This is a genomic window from Microbacterium oleivorans (assembly GCF_001691565.1).
Taxonomy (GTDB): Bacteria; Actinomycetota; Actinomycetes; order Actinomycetales; family Microbacteriaceae; genus Microbacterium; species Microbacterium oleivorans_B.
Genome location: NZ_MAYO01000003.1, coordinates 2,099,227 through 2,118,218, shown reverse-complemented (window position 1 = coordinate 2,118,218; position 18,992 = coordinate 2,099,227). Strand labels below are relative to the sequence as shown.

The following is an 18,992-nucleotide window of genomic DNA, read 5'->3' as shown; positions in this document are numbered from 1 at the left end:
AGCCTACGGCGAGGGACGGCCTGCTACCTCAGCGAGTCCTCCACGGGGAGCGCTCGTCGAGGTCCGCTCGACGAGGCGGAACGCCAGGTCGCCGAGCTCCTGCCGTCCTTCGAGCGCCGCGAGGACGGCGTCCGCGGCGCGCTCACCCTGTTCGTGCGGGAACTGGGCGACCGTCGTGAGCCCGAAGAAGTCGCCCATCTCGTGCCCGTCGACACCGATCACCGAGAGGTCTCCCGGCACATCGAGTCCTCGGTCCCTCGCGGCGAACATGGCGCCGAATGCGATCTCGTCGGATGCCGCGAAGATCGCCGTCGGCGGTTCGTCACCGTCCAGCAGGGCGAGCGCGGCGCGATGCCCGCCGTCGATGGTGAACTCCGCTGCGGCGAAGGGGGCGTCCCAGATGCCGGCATCCGCCATCGCCGAGGTGAAACCGTGCCGGCGCAGCGACGGGATGTCGAGGCCGGGATCTCCCGCGTGTCCCGCGCCGATGTGCGCGATGCGCCGGTGACCGAGGTGCAGCAGGTGCTCGGTCGCTGCCCGGGCGACGGCCAGCTCGTCGACGCGCAGCGCGGGCAGGCGCGGCGTGGTGGCGCCGAGACCCACGACCGGCAGGTCGAGAGAGAGGAGCCGGTCGATCTCGTCGTCGGTGAGCGCGACGGAGAGGACGACGAGCCCGTCGACCCGGCCGCGCCGCAGTGACACGTCCAGCACGCCGTCCCGCTGGATCCGGTCCTCGCTCATGCTGTACAGCGTCATGTCGTAGCCCTGCGGGGCGAGGCGGCTCGCGATGCCGTCGAGGACGTTCGCGAAGAACCACCGGTCGAGCAGTGGGACGACGACGCCGATGTTCGCGGCACGCCCCGTCGCCAGAGCGGATGCCGCAGCCGACACCACGTAGCCGAGGTCTGCTGCGGCCGCCCGCACGCGGGTGCGGGTCGCATCCGAGATGCGCCCGCGCCCGCTCAGCGCACGTGAGACGGTCGCCGCCGAGACGCCTGCGGCGCGGGCGACGTCGTCGATGCCGGTCACGTCAGTCCGCGGCGATCCACACGGTCGTGTCGGCCGGCAGTTCGCGACCCGCGAACGCGTCGCTCTCGACGAGCAGCGTGCCCTTCGGGAGCGAGACCGGGGTCGTGCCGACGTTGGCGATGACCGTGACATCGCCGTTCCGGAACGCGATGACGTCGTCGCCGTAGCCGTCCAGCCACTCCAGCGATCCCGCTCCCAGCTCGTGTGCGCGACGGGTCGCGAGGAGTGTGCGGTACAGCCACAGCGTCGAGTCCGGCTGGTCCTCCTGCACGTCCCGGGCCAGTGCCGTCCACTCCGCCGGCTGGGGCAGCCAGCTCTCGCCCGTGGGGCTGAAGCCGAACGCGCCCTGGTCGGCGGTCCAGGGCAGCGGGACCCGGCATCCGTCACGGCCGTAGCGCTCGCCGTTCGTGCGGAACCAGGTCGGGTCCTCGCGGACGTCGTCGGGCAGCTCCATCGCCTCGGGAAGGCCGAGCTCCTCGCCCTGGTACAGGTAGGACGAGCCGGGGAGGGCCAGCATGAGCGACGTCGCCGCGCGAGCGCGACGCAGGCCGGCGGCGGGGTCGGGCTTGCCGGGGGTGTCCGGCCCGACGCCGTGGCCCTGGGGGTGACCCGGCATAGCGAGGCGGGTCGCGTGGCGGATGACGTCGTGGTTGGAGAGAACCCAGGTCGCGGGAGCGCCGACGGCGGGGAAGGCCCGCAGGGACTCGCTGATGATCTCGCGCAGCTGCGCCGCATCCCACTCGCTCATCGCGTACGGGAAGTTGAACGCCTGGTGCATCTCGTCGGGCCGCACCCACTTCGCGGTCTCGTCGACCGTCGGCAGCCATGCCTCGGCGCAGAGCGCGCGGTCGCCCTCGTACTCGTCGAGCACGCGGTGCCATTCGCGCCACACCTGATGCACACCATCCTGGCCCCAATACGGCACGGGCTCAGCGCCGCCCATCGAGTCGGCCTCGGCCGGCGGGGTGTAGTCGGGCAGTCCGTCGGCCTTGATGAGGCCGTGGGCCACGTCGACGCGGAAGCCGTCGACGCCGCGATCGAGCCAGAAGCGCAGGGTCGCCTCGAACTCGGCGCGCACCTCGGGGTTGGTCCAGTCGAAATCGGGCTGCGAGCTGTCGAACAGGTGCAGGTACCACTGGCCGGGATCTTCGGCGGAGGTGGGTTCGATGCGGGTCCATGCCGGACCGCCGAAGACGGACTCCCAGTTGTTGGGGGGCAGCTCGCCGTTCTCGCCCTGACCGTCGCGGAACATGTAGCGGGCGCGCTCGGGGCTGCCGGGAGCGGCGGCGAGGGCCTGCTGGAACCAGACGTGCTTGTCGGAGGAGTGGTTCGGGACGAGGTCGATGATGACGCGGATGTCGCGGGCGTGGGCTGCCTCGAGCATGTCGTCGAAGTCGCCGAGGGTACCGAAGAGCGGGTCGACGTCGCGGTAGTCGGCGACGTCGTAGCCGGCATCCTTCTGCGGCGAGGTGAAGAAGGGGCTCAGCCACACGGCGTCGACGCCGAGCGAGGCGAGGTCGTCGAGGTGCGACGTGATGCCGGGCAGGTCGCCGATGCCGTCGCCCGAGGCGTCCGCGAAGGAGCGGGGGTAGATCTGGTAGATCACGGCGGTGCGCCACCACTCGGCACCGGGACGGCTCTCGCCGATCGGGGCCAGCGTCGAGGTGGCGGTCGGGGAGGGGGTCGAAGTCATGCGCGCCAGCCTAGTGCAAGCGCTTGCGCAAGCGATATGACGCAGGGCGAGTACCCTGGACCCAGTGAATCCCGACGCACTCGCCCGAGCCGAATCGCTCATCGCGACGATCCCCGACTTTCCCGAACCCGGCATCCTCTTCCGCGACGTCTCGCCGTTGCTGGCCGACCCGGCGGGGCTGCGCACCATCGCCATGGCGATGGCGGAACCGTTCATCGGCTCGTTCGACGTCGTCGCGGGCGTCGAGGCACGCGGCTTCCTGCTCGCCGGCGCGATCGCGATCGCCTCGGGGACGGGCCTCGCGCCGATCCGCAAAGCGGGCAAGCTGCCGCGTCCCGCCGGTTCGGTGAGCTACGACCTCGAGTACGGCAGTGCGACGATCGAGATGTCGGGCGACCTCGCCGAGGGTGCGCGGGTCCTGCTCGTCGACGACGTCCTGGCCACCGGCGGAACGCTCCGCGCGGGGCAGCAGCTGCTCGAGCAGCTCGGCTACAGCCTCGCCGGCACGTCCGTGCTCATGGAGCTCACTGCACTCGAGGGCCGCACCGTGTGCGGCCCCGTGCACAGCGTCTTCACCGTCTGATCAGGTCCGGATCACGACGTTCTCGGGCTCCTCGCCCGCCAGCAGGTGGCCGATCTGGCGTCGCAGCAGTCGCACGATCCGCGGGTGCATCGCGTCGGTCGCGCCGCCCACATGGGGAGCGATGACGACGCCCTCCAGGGACCACAGCGGGTGGTCCGCGGGAAGCGGTTCGGGGTCGGTGACGTCGAGGGCTGCCCGGATGCCGCGGCTCCGGACGTGTGCGACGAGGGCGTCCGTGTCGACCAGCGACCCGCGACCCACGTTGACGACGAGGGCGCCGTCGGCGAGGGCGGCGAGGAATGCGTCGTCGATGATGTGCCGCGTCTGGTCGCCCCCGGGGAGCGAGGCCACGACGATGTCCACCCCCGGGAGCAGCTCCGCCAGCTCGTCCGCGCTGTGGACGTGGACACCGTCCTCGTCGCGCGCGCGCGAGGCGACGGGAACGAGCTCGACCTCGAAGGGGGCGAGACGCGCCGCGATCGCCTTGCCGACGCCGCCGTAGCCGAGCAGTAGGACGCGGCGGTCGGCGAGACCCGTGGTCTGCACCGGCGCCCAGTCGCCGGACGCCTGCGCCCGGACGAACCGGTCGATGCCGCGCTGCGCCGTCAGGGTGAGCGCGACGGCCAGTTCTGCCGTCGCGGCCTCGTGCACGGTCGCCGCGTTCGCGAACACCGAGCCTGCGGGAAGGCGGTCCTCGATGCCCTCGTAGCCGATCGACTGACCCTGGACGAGGCCGACCTCGATTCCCTCGAGCCATCCGAGCGGGTTGCCCGCCATGTAGGGCGGAACGACGAGATCGATGCGCGAACGCGGGGCGGCGGCATCCATCTTCCAGACGAAGACGTCCGCCCCGTCGATGTCGGAGAGCTCCTCGGCGAGGCGGGCGGAGGGGACGCTGACGCTGATCGAAGCCATGCATCCGAGGCTATCGCCCGGCCCGGGGGACCCGGCCGACACCTAGGCTGGTTCGATGCCTGAAAACCCCCGCGCGAACCCCGACGCCTTCGTCCGTGTGCGCGGGGCGAACGAGAACAACCTGCGGGACGTGGATGTGGACGTCCCCCGCGACGCGATCGTCGCCTTCACCGGTGTCTCGGGTTCGGGCAAGTCGTCGCTGGCCTTCGGCACGATCTTCACCGAGGCGCAGCGCCGCTACCTCGAGTCGGTCGCGCCCTACGCGCGGCGGCTGATCCAGCAGGGCCACGACCCTCACGTGGATTCGATCACCGGCCTCCCGCCCGCCGTCGCGCTGCAGCAGCGCCGCGGCGCACCGAGCTCGCGCTCGAGCGTCGGCACCGTCACGACCCTGTCGAACTCCCTCCGCATGCTGTTCTCGCGGGCGGGCACGTTCCCGTCCGGGTTCACGACGCGCCTCGACTCCGACGCGTTCTCGCCGAACACGGCCGCCGGCGCCTGCCCCGAGTGCCACGGTGTCGGCGTCGCGCATACCGTGACCGAGGACACCCTCGTGCCCGACCCGTCGCTGAGCATCCGCGACGGCGCGATCGCCGCCTGGCCGGGGGCGTGGCAGGCCAAGAACCTCCGCGACATCACGATCGCCCTCGGCTACGACGTCGATCGCCCGTGGCGCGAGCTCGACCAGGCCGACCGCGACTGGCTCCTGTTCACCGACGAGCAGCCCGTGGTGCAGATCACGCCGCAGCGCGACCGCGTTGCGAAGCCCTACAAGGGCACGTTCTGGAGCGCGAAGAAGTTCGTCTTCCACACCCTCGCCGACTCGCAGAGCGCGTCGATGCGCAGCCGCGTGCTCGGCTTCGTCCGCACCGGCGTCTGCCCGCTCTGCGGCGGCACGGGCCTGCGCCGCGAGGCGCTCGCTGTCACATTCGCGGGCCGAACGATCGCGGAGCTGAACGCCCTGCCGATCCGCGAGCTCGCCGACGTGCTCCGTCCGACGACGCAGATCCGGGATGCCGCGCCCGCCCTCCCGACCACCGAATCGGGTGAGCGCACCGACGTCGCCGTGGCCATCACGACCGACCTCGTCGCGCGCATCCAGGTGCTCCTCGACCTCGGTCTCGGCTACCTCGGGCTCGGCCGCGTGACGACGACGCTCTCTCCCGGCGAGATGCAGCGGTTGCGCCTGGCGACCCAGCTGAGGTCGGGCCTGTTCGGCGTCGTCTACGTCCTCGACGAGCCGTCGGCCGGGCTCCACCCCGACGACGCGGCGCCCCTGCTCGACGTGCTCGAACAGCTCCGCGCTTCGGGCAACTCCGTCTTCGTCGTCGAGCACAACATGGACGTCGTCCGTCGTGCGGACTGGATCGTCGACGTCGGCCCCGGCGCGGGTGAGGCCGGCGGCGCGGTGCTCTACTCCGGCGAGGTCGGGGGGCTGGCGGGTGTCGCCCAATCGGCGACGCGTCCGTTCCTGTTCCCTGAGGACGACGAGGCCGCGTCCCGCGAGCGTCGGGGGGCCACCGGCATCCTCTCGCTCGAGGGCGTCTCGCTGCACAACCTCGACGGACTCGACGTGGAGGTCCCCCTCGGCGTCTTCACCGCGGTGACGGGCGTCTCGGGTTCGGGGAAGTCCACGCTCGTCAGCCGCGTGCTGCGCGACGTCGTCGAGCGTCACCTGCGCGGCGGTGCCGTCGACGATCCGGATGCCGACGGTGCGGCGGACGCCGACGAGCCGTCCGACCGCATCGCCGAGGCGATGGTGCCGACGGCGGCGGCCGACGCGATGCGGGTGCGGGCCGTCACAGGACTCGACGCCCTCGACCGGCTCGTCCGCGTCGATCAGAAGCCGATCGGTCGCACCCCCAGGTCGAACCTCGCCACCTACACCGGGCTCTTCGACGCCGTCCGCACGGTGTTCGCCGCGACCGACCTCGCGCGCGAACGCGGTTACGCGCCCGGCCGGTTCTCGTTCAACGTCGCGGGCGGCCGGTGCGAGACGTGCCTCGGCGAGGGATACGTCACGGTCGAACTCCTGTTCCTACCGGGCAGCTACGGTCGATGCCCGACGTGCCACGGCGCCCGCTACAACCCCGAGACGCTCGAGGTGACCTACGGCGGCGAGAACATCGCCGACGTCCTCGCGATGACGGTCGACGAGGCGGCGACGTTCCTCGAGGCGGTGCCCGCGGCATCCCGCAGCCTCCGGACCCTGCAGGACGTCGGGCTCGGCTACCTGCGCCTCGGTCAGCCGGCGACCGAGCTGTCGGGCGGTGAGGCGCAGCGCATCAAGCTCGCGACCGAGCTGCAGCGCGCGCGGCGGGGCCACACCCTCTATCTGCTCGACGAGCCGACGACGGGGCTCCACCCCGCCGATGTGCGGAGACTCCTGGCGCAGCTGCACGCGCTCGTCGACGCGGGGGACACCGTCGTCGTCGTCGAGCACGACATGGACGTCGTCGCGGCGGCCGACTGGGTCATCGACCTCGGTCCGTCGGGCGGGGATGCCGGAGGTCGCATCGTCGCGGAGGGGACACCGGATGCCGTCGCCCAGGACCCCGACAGCCGTACCGCGCCGTACCTGGCGCGGCGTCTGACCGCCTGAACCGGCTCAGGCCGCGGAGTGCACGACGGCCGAGACGGCCGCCGTGAAGAAGCTCAGGCCGTCGACGCCCGACCGCATCGCGACCGCGGTGTCGGGCCCGAAGCCGGGCTCGATCGCGTGCTCGGGGTGCGGCATGAGGCCGACCACGTTGCCGTGCTCGTTGGTGAGCCCTGCGATGTCGTCCATCGACCCGTTCGGGTTGACGCCGGCGTAGCGGAAGGCGACGAGGTTCTCACCCTGGATGCGCGCGAGCGTCTCGTCGGAGGCGATGTAGCCGCCGTCGGCGTTCTTCAGGGGGATGACGATCTCCTGGCCGCGGCGGAACTCGCTCGTCCAGGCGGTGTCCGCGTTCTCGACGACGAGGCGCTGGTCGCGGCGGATGAACTGCTGGTGGGCGTTCCGGATCAGGCCGCCGGGCAGCAGGTGGGCCTCGACGAGCATCTGGAACCCGTTGCAGATGCCGAGGATCGGCATGCCCTTGGCTGCGGCATCCTTCACCTCGGACATGATCGGCGCGAGCGCGGCGATCGCCCCCGCGCGCAGGTAGTCGCCGTAGCTGAAACCGCCGGGCAGAACGAGGGCGTCGACGCCCTCGAGGTCGTGGGAGCCGTGCCAGAGGGCGACGGGCTCGGCGCCGGCCAGGCGTACGGCTCTGCGGGCGTCGCCGTCGTCGAGCGAGCCGGGGAAGGTGATGACCCCGACGCGGACGGTCACTCGACGACCTCGATGCCGACGACGTCCTCGATCACGGAGTTCGAGAGGATCTCCTCGGCGATCGTGCGGACCGCGGCGAGGGTCTGCTCGTCGGCGGTGTCGACCGTCAGCTCGAAGCGCTTGCCGATGCGGACGTCGCCGAACCCGGCGTGGCCGAGGCGCTGCAGCGCTCCGGCGACGGCCTTCCCCTGCGGGTCCAGAAGCTCGGCCTTGGGCATGACGTCGACGACGATGGTGGGCATCAGAAAGCTCCGGGATGTCGCGGGCAGGGTGCGCGACCAGTCTAGAGCCCGCGGGCGTGCCGCACCGTCCGCACTCTCCGCGCGCTGTGACCAAACCGTGACAGACCTCATGGGAGCGCTCTCTTGACACTCGTGGGAGCGATCCCATACCGTCGACACCACTCGATGAGAGCGCTCCCACGCGGAGACCCTTGCACCTTGCTCTCGCCACACCACAAAGGAGTGTTCTGTGAACGCACGCGCCCTGCGCCGCGTCGGCTTGATCGCCGGCGTCGCCACCACCTCCGCTCTCGTCCTCGCCGGCTGTGCCGGCGGCGGCAACCAGGGCGGCACCGGAGCCGAAGGCGAGAAGGTCACGCTGACCATCGCGACCTTCAACAACTTCGGCTACACCGACGAGTTCCTCCAGAAGTACGAGGACGCGAACCCGAACGTCACGATCGTCCACAACAAGGCGGCCGAGTCGGGTGACGCCCGCAAGAACTTCTTCCAGAAGCTCGGCAAGGGCGGTCTCGCCGACATCGAGGCCGTCGAGGTCGACTGGCTGAGCGAGGCCATGCAGTACTCCGACCTGCTCGCCCCTGTTCCCGACGACCTCAAGGGTCGCTGGCTGGACTGGAAGGAGAAGGCCGCAACCGACCCCGAGGGCAACATCATCGGGTACGGCACGGACATCGGTCCGCAGGCGATCTGCTACCGGTCGGACCTTTTCGAGGCCGCCGGCCTGCCGTCCGAGCCCGCCGAGGTCGAGGCGCTGTTCGACGGCGACTGGAACAACTACTTCGACGTGGCAGACCAGTACCGCGAGGCATCGGGCAAGGCCATGATCGACTCGGCCAACTCGGTTCTGCAGGGCATCGTCAACCAGATCGAGTACACCTACGACAAGCCCGACGGTTCCGTCATCGCGACCTCGAACCCCGAGATCGCCGATGCTTACAAGAGTGTCGTCGAGCGCGCCGTCCCCAACTCCGCCTACTCGGCGCAGTGGGGCGACGACTGGATCGCGTCCTTCCAGGGCGACGACTTCGCCACGGTCCTGTGCCCCGGCTGGATGCAGGGCATCATCTCCGGCTACGCGCCGGACCAGAAGAACTGGAAGATCGCGAACACGTTCCCGAACGGTGGCGGTAACTGGGGCGGCTCGTACCTGACCATCCCCGCCAACGGCAAGAACGTCAAGGAAGCGCAGAAGCTCGCCGAGTGGCTGTCCGCTCCGGAGCAGCAGGTCGAGGCGTTCGTCAACGTGGGCGCCTTCCCGAGCCAGGTCGACGCGTACGAGAACGCCGACCTCCAGGGGTACGTCAACGACTACTACAACGGTGCGAAGACCGGTGAGATCGGCGCCGACCGCGCCGAGGCCGTCACGGTCCTTCCGTTCAAGAGCGCGAACTACTTCAAGTACCACGACGCTCTGCAGAATGCGGTCAACCGCGTCTTCGACAAGTCGGAGTCCGAGGACGCCGCGTGGAAGACCTGGGTCGCCGAGGTCGAAGCCTTCTGATCCGTCCCTGACCGGGATGCCGGCCGCGCCCTGCGGCGGCCGGCATCCCCACCATCGTTCGACCACCACGGAGACGACTCGTGACCACCACCGACATCCGCCCACACACCCCCGTGGAGGACCGGCCCACCGCCGCGGACCGTCCGATCCGTGTGCTCTCCTTCCGCCAGCGGCTCAGCCGCTGGGACGTGAAGGTCTCGCCGTACCTCTACATCTCGCCCTTCTTCATCCTGTTCGCGATCGTCGGCCTGTTCCCCATCGGGTTCACCGCCGTGATCTCTTTCCAGGAGTGGGACCTCATCCGCAACTCCGGCACCTTCGTCGGATTCGATCAGTACGCCTGGATCCTGAACGACCCGAAGTTCTGGGTCGCCCTCCGCAACACCTTCAGCATCTTCCTGCTCTCCACGGTCCCGCAGCTGCTCCTGGCGCTCTTCATCGCTGCGATGCTGGACCGCAACATCCGGGCGAAGACGTTCTGGCGGATGAGCGTGCTGCTCCCCTTCGTCATGGCCCCCGTCGCGGTCGCGCTGATCTTCAGCAACATGTTCGGTGACGTGCACGGACTCGTGAACAACGCGCTCACGAGCGTCGGACTGGACCCGATCGCGTGGCACAAGGACCCGTTCTGGAGCCACGTCGCGATCTCGACGATGGTCAACTTCCGCTGGACCGGCTACAACGCCCTCATCCTGCTCGCCGCCATGCAGGCCGTGCCCCGCGAGTACTACGAGGCGGCGACCGTCGACGGGGCCGGAGCGTTCCGCCAGTTCGTCAGCATCACTCTGCCGTCGCTGCGTCCGACCCTCATCTTCGTCATCATCACCTCGACGATCGGCGGACTGCAGATCTTCGACGAGCCCCGCATGTTCGACAACACCGGCGAGGGCGGACCCGCCCAGCAGTGGCTGACGATCACGCTGTACCTCTACAACATCGGGTGGGGCGAGTTCAATTTCGGTCGCGCCGCCGCCCTCGCGTGGATCCTCTTCATCATCATCGTGGTGATCGGACTCGCGAACCTCCTCATCACCCGCCGCCTCGTCCGCGACGAGGGCGGCCGCGGCGTGAAGATGCCGCGACGCGCACGGAAGGACACCGCACGATGACCACCGTCAGCGAGCCGCCCCTGGCCATCGTCGAAGAGAACATCCCGAACGCGCCCCGGCGTCGTCGCGGCGAGCGGACCACCCGCATCCGCGGCGTCCGCGCTGGATTCTGGGTCTACGTCGGACTCGGCGTCGTCGCGGTCTCGGCGATCTTCCCCTACTACTGGTCGTTCCTCATCGGCTCCGGTGACCAGTTCACGATCAACGATCCGAACATGTCGTGGTTCCCGGGCGCGAACTTCGTCAACAACGCTCTGTCCGTGGTGAACGACCCTGCGGTCAACTTCTGGCTGGCGCTGTGGAACTCGATTTTCAGCTCGACGCTGATCGCGGCATCCGTCGTCGTCTTCTCGACACTCGCCGGCTGGGCGTTCGCGAAGCTGCGCTTCCGCGGCAACAAGTTCCTGCTCGCCTTCGTGGTCGCCACCATGGCGGTCCCGATGCAGCTGGGTGTCGTCCCGCTGTACATCCTCTTCGCCGACATGGGGTGGACCGGCACGATCGGCGCCATCATCGTCCCGGCCCTCACGAGCGCTTTCGGCGTGTTCTGGATGACCCAGTACATCGGCCAGACGGTGCCCGATGAGCTCATCGAGGCGGCGCGCGTCGACGGAGCCAGCCAGATCCGCACGTTCTGGACGGTCGGTGTCACGGCTGCCCGCCCTGCCGCCGCGATGCTGTTCCTCTTCACGTTCGTCGGAGCCTGGAACCAGTTCTTCTGGCCCTTCATCGTGCTCGACCGCGAGAGCCCGACCCTCCCCGTCGCTCTGTCGCTGCTGCAGGCGAACTACTTCGTCGACTACTCGAAGGTGCTTGCGGGCGTGCTCCTTGCGACCGTGCCCCTCATCCTGCTGTTCGTCTTCGCCGGCAAGCAGCTGGTCAGCGGCATCATGGCCGGCGCGGTCAAGGGCTGACGGCCTCACCGTGAACGTCCTTTCGCAGGAGTACTCTGCCCCCGTGCCCGTCCGAACCCCCCGCCCCTTCCCGACCGACTTCCTCTTCGGGGCGGCGACCGCCGCGTACCAGATCGAGGGAGCCGCCTTCGAGGACGGTCGGACGGCGTCGATCTGGGATGCGTTCAGCCGCGTGCCGGGCGCCGTCATCGGCGCCGACAACGGCGACGTCGCGTGCGACCACTACCACCGCTACCGAGACGACGTCGCGCTCATGGCGGAGCTCGGCCTCGACACGTATCGGTTCTCGACGTCGTGGTCGCGCGTGCGGCCCGACGGCGGTCCCGTCAACCCGAAGGGCATCGACTTCTACGAGCGTCTCGTCGACGAGCTCCTCGCGGCCGGCATCCGTCCGTGGCTCACGCTCTACCACTGGGACCTGCCGCAGGCGCTCGAGGAACGCGGCGGATGGACGGCCCGCGAGACGAGCGAGCGGTTCGCGGAGTACGCGCTGACGGTGCACGACGCCCTCGGCGATCGCGTCACCGACTGGACCACCCTCAACGAACCCTGGTGCTCGTCGTTCCTCAGCTACACGGGCGGGATCCACGCGCCCGGCCGGTTCAGCATCGGTGACGGGATGCTGGCATCCCACCACCTGCTGCGCGGGCACGGCCTCGTCGTCGAGGAGCTGCGGCGCCGCGACCCCGCGCTGAACCTCGGCATCACGCTGAATCTCACGGTCGCCGAGGCGGCCGATCCGGCCAGGCCCGAGGACGTCGACGCCGCCCGCCGCATCGACGGACAGTTCAACCGGTGGTTCCTCGACCCGATCTTCCGGGGGAGCTACCCCGAGGACATCGTGGAGGACATCCGCGCGGTCGACGCTGCTGAGGTCGCCCGGTTCGAGGCGGCCGTTCTCCCCGGCGACCTCGCCACGATCTCGCAGTCGCTCGACGTGCTGGGCGTCAACTACTACCACGGCGAGTTCGTCGGCGGCACGGCTCCTGCGGACCCGCCCCTGCCGGGTGATGCCCCGACCGACCGCGTCGTGGGGTCGCCGTGGCCGGCGGGCGACGGCATCCACTGGTACGAGCGGGGACTCCCGCGCACGGCGATGCACTGGGAGGTGCAACCCGCCGGGTTGACGGTGCTGCTCGAGCGGGTGTGGGACGAGTACGCGAAGGATGCCGGCACCGCGCTGTTCGTGACGGAGAACGGCGCGGCCTACGATGACGAGTCCGTCGTCGAGGGCGGCGAGACCCGGGTGCACGATGCGGACCGCGTCGACTTCCTGCGCGGCCACCTCGAAGCGATCCTCGACGCCGCCGATGCCGGCGTCGACGTGCGCGGCTACTTCTACTGGTCGCTCATGGACAACTTCGAGTGGGCGTGGGGGTACGACAAGCGGTTCGGGCTCATCCGGGTCGACTACGACACCCAGGAACGGACGTTCAAGGACAGCGCGCTGGAGTATCGTCGGGTCATCGCCGACCGAGCGATCGACTGACTGCACTCCCCGAGGTGACCGTGTCCGAAACCCTTCACTCGCCGGTGACGAGCGCCCCCTCGGTGACCATCGCGTCGCCGGTGACCATTGAAGAGGTCGCCGCCGCAGCCGGGGTGTCCCGCTCCACCGTCTCGCGCGTGGTGAACGGGTCGACCGCGGTCAGTCCCGCTGCGCTCGCCGCCGTACGCCGGGCGATCGACGAGCTCAACTACGTGCCCAACCGAGCCGCGCGGTCGCTCGCGAGCCGGGCGACGATGGCGGTCGCCCTCGTCGTACCCGAGGACACCACTCGGTTCTTCGGCGACCCGTTCTTCGCCGCGATCGTCAGCGGCATCAACAAGCGGGTCTCGAAGTCCGACTACGTGCTCAACCTGATCATCGCCAGCGACGACCCCGACGACAAGGCGACGGAGTACCTCCGCAGCGGGGCCGTCGACGGTGCGATCATCGTCTCGCACCACACGAGCGACGCCTTCATCGACCGCATCGCCGCCGCGATGCCCGTCGTCTACGGCGGTCGTCCCGTCCGTGAGCGCGAGCGCGACTACTACGTCGACGTCGACAACGTGGAGGGGGGTCGCCTCGCCACGCAGCACCTCATCGACCAGGGCCGGACGCGTCTCGCGACCATCACCGGCCCGCGGACGATGCCCGGCGGCATCGATCGTCTGACAGGGTTCCTCGAAGCAGTGGATGCCGCGGGCCTGACGCCCGTCGCGGTCGAAGACGGCGACTTCACGGCGGAGGCGGGAGCGGCGGCCGTGCGGCGGATCCTCGACGCCGGCGCGGAGTTCGATGGCCTCTTCGCCGCGAGCGATCTCATGGCCCGCGGGATCCTCGTCGAGCTCGCGCGTGCGGGGCTCCGCGTTCCCGAGGACGTCGCGATCGTCGGCTACGACGACTCTCCGGTGGCCACGTCGGTCTCCCCGATGCTGACCACCGTGCGACAGCCCTCGCTCCAGCAGGGCGAAGTCATGGCGGACGTGCTGCTCACGCTCCTCGGCGGCGGATTCCCGCCGCACGAGACGCTGCTCGACACGCAGCTCGTCGTCCGCGAATCCGCCTGAACGGCGACGCCGGAACTCAGTCCGGGTCGCCGCCGAGCTGACCGATCGGGACGATCGGGCCACCGTCGTCCGCCCCGGTCTTGCGAGCCCGCGCGATCGCGTTGCCGGCGTGGTAGATCACGAGGGCCGCGACGGTGCCGAGCACGATGCCGCCGAACTGCAGCTGACCGAGGTCCATCGTGAAGTTCGCGATGGCGATGACGAAGGCGACGGCGACCGTGTACTGGTTCACGGGGCGCGAGAAGTCGACCTGGTTGTCGACCCAGATCTTGATGCCGATGACGCCGATGAGGCCGTAGAGCGCCGTCGTGACGCCGCCGATCACGCCGCTCGGGATCGTGAAGAGCACCGCACCGACGACAGGCGAGAACGACAGCAGCACGGCGATGATTCCGGCCACCCAGTACGCCGCCGTCGAATAGATGCGGGTTGCAGCCATGACGCCGATGTTCTCGCCGTAGGTGGTCGTGCCCGAGCCGCCGAACGCGCCGGCGAGGGTCGTCGCGAGGCCGTCGGCGAGAAGGGCGCGGCCGGTGCGCGTGTTGACCGTGGGGTCGCCGGTCATGGTCGCCACACCGCGCACGTGGCCGACGTTCTCGGCGACGAGGACGAGGACGACGGGCAGGAACATCGGCAGGAGGCCCCACGCGACCGGGTCGCCGAAGGACGGCAGGTGGAAGGTCGGCAGCCCGATCCACTGGTTGCTCTCGATGAGTGCGGTCACGCCCGAGAAGTCGACCTTGCCCATGACCAGCGCGGCGATGTAGCCGACGACGACGCCGAGGAAGATCGACACGCGGCCGAGGATGCCGCGGAAGAGCACGGCGAACAGGATGCAGGCGACCAGGGTGATGGTCGCGAGGACGGCGTCGGTCTTGAAGTTGTTCCACGCCGCCGGAGCGAGGTTGAGGCCGATGAGCGCGACGATCGCGCCGGAGACGACGGGCGGCATGAGCTTCTCGAGCCAGCGGGTGCCCGTGGCCTGCACGAGGAAGCCGATGCCCGCGAGCAGGATGCCCGCGACGAAGACGCCGACGAGCGCCTGGCCGATCTGCTCAGGGCTGTCGAGCGGCTTGCCCTGACCGGGACCGAAGGCCGTGATCGGCGCGATGAAGGCGAAGGACGACCCGAGGTAGCTGGGGAGCTTGTTGCGGGTGAGGATCAAGAAAAGGAGGGTCCCGAGCCCCGAGAACAGCAGCGTCGTGCTGACCGGGAATCCGGTCAGGAGCGGCACGAGGAACGTCGCGCCGAACATGGCCACGACGTGCTGGGCGCCGATCGCGACCGTGCTGCCCCAGCCGAGACGCTCGCTCGGGGTGACGACGGCTCCGGGGGCGACGCGACGTCCATCGCCGTGAAGGGTCCAGATGGGCATGCGCGTGCTCCTCAGATGGTGGGGGATGCCTGGGGTCAGGCTACCTGGGAGCCGGCTGTACGCGGCGGACCGACCGCGTCACGCCGCGGCGAGTCGGTCCAGGAGTTCCCGATACTTGGCCGCGGTCTGTTCGACGATGGCTGCCGGGACGGTGGGGGGCGTCCCCTGCTTGTCCCAGTTCGCGCCCATCCAGTCGCGGACGATCTGCTTGTCGAAGCTCGCCATGCGTTCGGCGGGCGTCGACCCGGTGCGCCAGGTCTCGGCATCCCAGTACCGTGACGAGTCGCTCGTGAGCACCTCGTCGGCAAGGGTCAGGGTGCCGTCGGCGTCGTAGCCGAACTCGAACTTCGTGTCGGCGAGGATCAGCCCCTTCGCCTCGGCGAGGGCAGCGGCGCGGCGGTAGATCTCGAGCGAGGCATCGCGCAGGGCGGCCGCGCGGGTCTCGCCGACGAGCTCGACGCTGCGCTCGAACGAGATGTTCTCGTCGTGCTCGCCGAGCGGTGCCTTGTAGGCGGGGGTGTAGATCGGCTCGGGCAGGCGGTCGCCGTTGTGCAGGCCCGACGGGAGCGCGATGCCGCAGACCGTACCGTCGGCCTGATACTCGGCCCAGCCCGACCCGGTGAGGTAACCGCGGACGATGCACTCGAGCGGCTGCATGTCGAGCTCTCGGACGACCATGGCGCGACCGGCAACCTCGGCGGGCGGCTCGACGCCGTCGATCAGGTGGTTCGAGATGGGCCGTCCTCCGTCGCCGCCGGCGAGCTGGGAGAACCACCACAGGCTCAGGCGGGTGAGGAGCTCGCCCTTTTGGGGGATGCCCGGGTCCAGCACCTGGTCGAACGCACTGACGCGGTCGCTGGCGACCACCAGCATCCGTCCGTCCGTGCCGTCGGCGGGTCGGTAGAGGTCCCGGACCTTGCCCGAGTACACGTGGGTCCATCCGGGCAGGGCAGTCGCGGCATCCGTCACCCGGCCATTATCGCGGGCGGCGCAGGCCCGTGCGTACTCTGTCGTCATGCGCCGCCCGCTGCTCGTCCCGACAGCCCTCGCGCTGTTGCTCGGTCTGAGCGGCTGCATCTCCACGACGGGGGTGGATGACGCGGCGCCCTCGCCGAGCCCGTCCGCGTCCGTCCCGCTGCCGTCTCCGAGCCCGTCCGCGTCTGCGTCGGTTGAGGAGCCTGACGACCCGTCGTACCGGGTTCCGGACGAGAATCCCCTCGAGGCGACCCGCTTCGTGTTCGACGGCGATGCGGTCGGCGTGGAGCCGCAGACCGAACTGAACGTGGCCGCGAGCGCCGTGCGCGAGCAGGCGTACACGCTCGACTTCGACTGCGTCCCCCGAGACGCCACCATCACCCTGTCGCTGAGTCCCGCAGCGGGCGAGGACGATCCGCCGGTGACGATCACGGGACCCATCACCGTGACGCAGGTGTGCAGCGCTCCGGGACGCGTCACGGGGATCACCGTCAGCCGGATGGTGGGCATCCAGATCACCGCGATCACCGACGGCGTCGATCGCGCCTGGGCGGTCCTCCGAGCCGACGACTCCACAGGGTGATCCGGCGATCAGGCGTATAGTCCACATGGACTAATCGTGCGAAGGGGGTCCTCATGGCGGATGCCGTCGCTCGGCTCACCCCGACCGCGATCATGCTCCTCGCGTTGCTCCACGAGGACGACATGCACCCCTACGAGATGGTGCGCCTGCTCCGCGAGCGCCGCGCCGACCGGTTGATCGCCCTCACGCACGGCACGATCTACCACACGGTCGCGCGCCTCGAACGGCAGGAGCTCATCGCCGAGGCGGGCAGCGACCGCGAGGGGAACCGCCCCGAACGGACGACCTACACGCTGACGGATGCCGGGGCTCGGGCGCTTCTGGCTTGGGTTCGGCACGAGCTGCCCTCCATCGAGAACCCCGAGCGGTTCCGCATCGCTCTGACCGAGGCGCACAACCTCGATCGGGCCGAGGTGCTCGCGCTGCTCGAGAAACGGCGGGAGCTGCTCGCGGCATCCCTCGGTGCGCACCGGAGCGCCCGCGACACCGCCATCTCTCACGGGTCGCACCCGCAGTTCCTCATCGAGGTCCACCGGCAGGCGGCTCTGCTCGCCGCCGACATCGCCTGGCTCGACGACGCGGTCGAGTTCATCCGTCATCCCGACACCGTCTGGGGAGTCATCGATATCCCGGCCACCGACCGCTATCTGGCACAGAGAGAAGCCGCACGCGCATGAGCGAGAGCACGACCACCGTCCGCACCCCGGGCGCCCCATCCGCACCTACGAACCCTTGGCCCGCCCTCTGGGCTCTCGTCCTCGGGTTTTTCATGATCCTCGTCGACACGACGATCGTCTCCGTCGCGAACCCCGCCATCAAGGCCGCCCTGGATCCGTCCACGAGCAATCTCGACAACGTCGTGTGGGTGACCTCGGCCTATCTGCTCACCTACGCGGTCCCGCTGCTCGTGACCGGCCGACTCGGTGACCGGTTCGGGCCGAAGAACATCTACCTCATCGGCCTCGCGGTCTTCACGCTCGCCTCGCTCGCCTGCGGCCTCTCGGGCTCGCTCGAGATGCTGATCTTCGCGCGCGCCGCGCAGGGCCTCGGCGCCGCGCTCATGACGCCGCAGACGATGGCCGTCATCACCCGCACGTTCCCGGCCGAGCGGCGAGGCGCCGCAATGGGCCTGTGGGGCGCCACGGCCGGTGTCGCCACGCTCGTCGGCCCGCTGGCGGGCGGTCTGCTCGTCGACGGCTTCGGCTGGGAGTGGATCTTCTTCGTCAACATCCCCGTCGGCATCATCGCCTTCGTCCTCGCCGTTCGCCTCGTCCCGCAGCTCGAGACGCATCCGCACCGCTTCGACGTTCTCGGCGTCGTGCTGAGCGCCGTCGCCCTGTTCCTCATCGTCTTCGGCCTGCAGGAGGGGCAGCACTACGAGTGGGCGCCGTGGGTGTGGATCATGATCGTCGCCGGTGTCGCCGTGCTCGCGGTCTTCGTCTGGACGCAGGCGCGCACGAAGAGCGAACCCCTCGTGCCGCTCGCGCTGTTCCGCGACCGCAACTTCGCGATCTCCAACCTCGCGATCGCCGCCGTCGGCTTCACCGTGACGAGCATGGCGCTGCCGATGGCGTTCTTCACGCAGCTCGCGCGCGGCCTCACCCCGACCGAGTCCGCACTGCTCCTCATTCCGATGGCGGTGCTGTCGGGCGTCCTCGCGCCCTTCGCCGGCCGCATCCTCGACCGCGTCGACCCGCGCGTCCTCCTCGTGCCCGGACTCTCGCTCATGGTGGTCGGTCTCGTCGGTTACGTGCTCCTGATGAACACGGAGGCGCCTGTCCTCCTGCTGCTCATCCCGTCGGCGATCATCGGTGTCGCGAACGCCGGCATGTGGGGTCCGCTCGCGACGACCGCGACCCGCAACCTGCCGCCGCAGCAGGCGGGCGCGGGCTCGGGCATCTACAACACGACGCGGACGATCGGTTCGGTCATCGGGTCGGCCGCGATCGCCGCGGTCATGCAGGCGCGCCTCGAGGCGAACCTGCCCGGTGCCGTCGATGCCGCGGGCGGCGACTTCGGAGGCGGTGGCGGGATGCCGCCGGCCGTCGCCGAGGGATTCTCGACCGCCATGGGCCAGGCCATGCTGCTCCCGGCCGGCGTCATCGCGCTCGGCGTCGTGATGGTGCTGTTCCTCCGTCGCCCCGCGCACCTCGCGAAGCGTTGAAGGTCACGGCGAAGCGTTGAAGGTCACGGCGAAG

17 protein-coding genes are annotated in these 18,992 nt (G+C 69.9%); 10 read left to right on the top strand and 7 right to left on the bottom strand.

The genetic code is table 11. The annotated features are described in order from the left end of the window. Positions 1-3 precede the first annotated feature (3 nt). Positions 4-1,029, bottom strand: a complete 1,026-nt coding sequence (locus tag BBA86_RS12905; protein ID WP_065571921.1) for a LacI family DNA-binding transcriptional regulator — start codon at positions 1,027-1,029, stop codon at positions 4-6. A gap of 1 nt (position 1,030) precedes the next feature. Further along, positions 1,031-2,722, bottom strand: coding sequence for an alpha-amylase family glycosyl hydrolase (locus BBA86_RS12900; protein ID WP_065571920.1), 1,692 nt, complete (start codon positions 2,720-2,722; stop codon positions 1,031-1,033). Positions 2,723-2,786: 64 nt separating this feature from the next. Here BBA86_RS12900 and BBA86_RS12895 point away from each other — a divergent pair, with 64 nt between their 5' ends. After that, complete coding sequence (locus BBA86_RS12895) at positions 2,787-3,305, top strand: adenine phosphoribosyltransferase (protein ID WP_065571919.1); 519 nt, start codon at positions 2,787-2,789, stop codon at positions 3,303-3,305. Here the strand turns inward: BBA86_RS12895 and BBA86_RS12890 are convergent, their stop codons facing one another. Continuing rightward, positions 3,306-4,220, bottom strand: coding sequence for a 2-hydroxyacid dehydrogenase (locus BBA86_RS12890; protein ID WP_065571918.1), 915 nt, complete (start codon positions 4,218-4,220; stop codon positions 3,306-3,308). Between the two features lie 55 nt (positions 4,221-4,275). Between BBA86_RS12890 and BBA86_RS12885 the strand changes: the two genes are divergently transcribed. Continuing rightward, positions 4,276-6,822, top strand: a complete 2,547-nt coding sequence (locus BBA86_RS12885; protein WP_065571917.1) for an excinuclease ABC subunit UvrA — start codon at positions 4,276-4,278, stop codon at positions 6,820-6,822. Between the two features lie 6 nt (positions 6,823-6,828). Here BBA86_RS12885 and purQ read toward each other — a convergent pair whose 3' ends face one another. After that, on the bottom strand, positions 6,829-7,536 hold the full coding sequence (purQ, locus tag BBA86_RS12880) for a phosphoribosylformylglycinamidine synthase subunit PurQ (protein ID WP_065571916.1): 708 nt from the start codon (positions 7,534-7,536) through the stop codon (positions 6,829-6,831). Then, positions 7,533-7,778, bottom strand: a complete 246-nt coding sequence (gene purS / locus BBA86_RS12875; RefSeq protein WP_065571915.1) for a phosphoribosylformylglycinamidine synthase subunit PurS — start codon at positions 7,776-7,778, stop codon at positions 7,533-7,535. The genes purQ and purS overlap by 4 nt, the downstream gene beginning before the upstream one ends. A gap of 229 nt (positions 7,779-8,007) precedes the next feature. Here purS and BBA86_RS12870 point away from each other — a divergent pair, with 229 nt between their 5' ends. The 5 genes from BBA86_RS12870 to BBA86_RS12850 all read left to right on the top strand — a co-directional run bounded on the left by BBA86_RS12870 (position 8,008) and on the right by BBA86_RS12850 (position 13,861). After that, positions 8,008-9,282 (top strand): ABC transporter substrate-binding protein, encoded by a 1,275-nt coding sequence (locus BBA86_RS12870; RefSeq protein ID WP_065571914.1) that lies wholly within the window; start codon positions 8,008-8,010, stop codon positions 9,280-9,282. An 80-nt stretch (positions 9,283-9,362) separates the two neighbouring features. Then, positions 9,363-10,391, top strand: coding sequence for a carbohydrate ABC transporter permease (locus tag BBA86_RS12865; protein ID WP_065571913.1), 1,029 nt, complete (start codon positions 9,363-9,365; stop codon positions 10,389-10,391). Next, on the top strand, positions 10,388-11,305 hold the full coding sequence (locus BBA86_RS12860; protein ID WP_065571912.1) for a carbohydrate ABC transporter permease: 918 nt from the start codon (positions 10,388-10,390) through the stop codon (positions 11,303-11,305). The genes BBA86_RS12865 and BBA86_RS12860 overlap by 4 nt, the downstream gene beginning before the upstream one ends. Before the next feature lie 43 nt (positions 11,306-11,348). Continuing rightward, the gene (locus BBA86_RS12855; protein ID WP_065572315.1) at positions 11,349-12,794 is read left to right on the top strand and encodes a GH1 family beta-glucosidase; all 1,446 of its coding nucleotides are present in this window, start codon (positions 11,349-11,351) and stop codon (positions 12,792-12,794) included. A gap of 44 nt (positions 12,795-12,838) precedes the next feature. Beyond that, positions 12,839-13,861 carry a LacI family DNA-binding transcriptional regulator gene (locus tag BBA86_RS12850; RefSeq protein WP_223247098.1) on the top strand — a complete coding sequence of 341 codons (1,023 nt, stop codon included), beginning with the start codon at positions 12,839-12,841 and terminating at the stop codon, positions 13,859-13,861. Between the two features lie 16 nt (positions 13,862-13,877). Here BBA86_RS12850 and BBA86_RS12845 read toward each other — a convergent pair whose 3' ends face one another. After that, complete coding sequence (locus BBA86_RS12845; RefSeq protein ID WP_065571911.1) at positions 13,878-15,236, bottom strand: uracil-xanthine permease family protein; 1,359 nt, start codon at positions 15,234-15,236, stop codon at positions 13,878-13,880. Positions 15,237-15,314: 78 nt separating this feature from the next. Beyond that, positions 15,315-16,253 carry a phosphoribosylaminoimidazolesuccinocarboxamide synthase gene (locus BBA86_RS12840; RefSeq protein WP_223247097.1) on the bottom strand — a complete coding sequence of 313 codons (939 nt, stop codon included), beginning with the start codon at positions 16,251-16,253 and terminating at the stop codon, positions 15,315-15,317. Here BBA86_RS12840 and BBA86_RS12835 point away from each other — a divergent pair. From BBA86_RS12835 to BBA86_RS12825, 3 genes are read left to right on the top strand one after another with little or no spacing between them, the layout of a single operon-like run. Further along, positions 16,252-16,794, top strand: coding sequence for a hypothetical protein (locus BBA86_RS12835; RefSeq protein WP_065571909.1), 543 nt, complete (start codon positions 16,252-16,254; stop codon positions 16,792-16,794). The genes BBA86_RS12840 and BBA86_RS12835 overlap by 2 nt on opposite strands. A gap of 53 nt (positions 16,795-16,847) precedes the next feature. Then, a complete protein-coding gene (locus BBA86_RS12830) occupies positions 16,848-17,471 on the top strand; it encodes a PadR family transcriptional regulator (RefSeq protein WP_065571908.1) in 624 nt (207 codons plus the stop codon). Next, entirely contained in the window at positions 17,468-18,958 is a 1,491-nt protein-coding gene (locus BBA86_RS12825; RefSeq protein WP_065571907.1) for an MFS transporter, read from the top strand. The genes BBA86_RS12830 and BBA86_RS12825 overlap by 4 nt, the downstream gene beginning before the upstream one ends. The last annotated feature ends 34 nt before the right edge of the window (positions 18,959-18,992 follow it).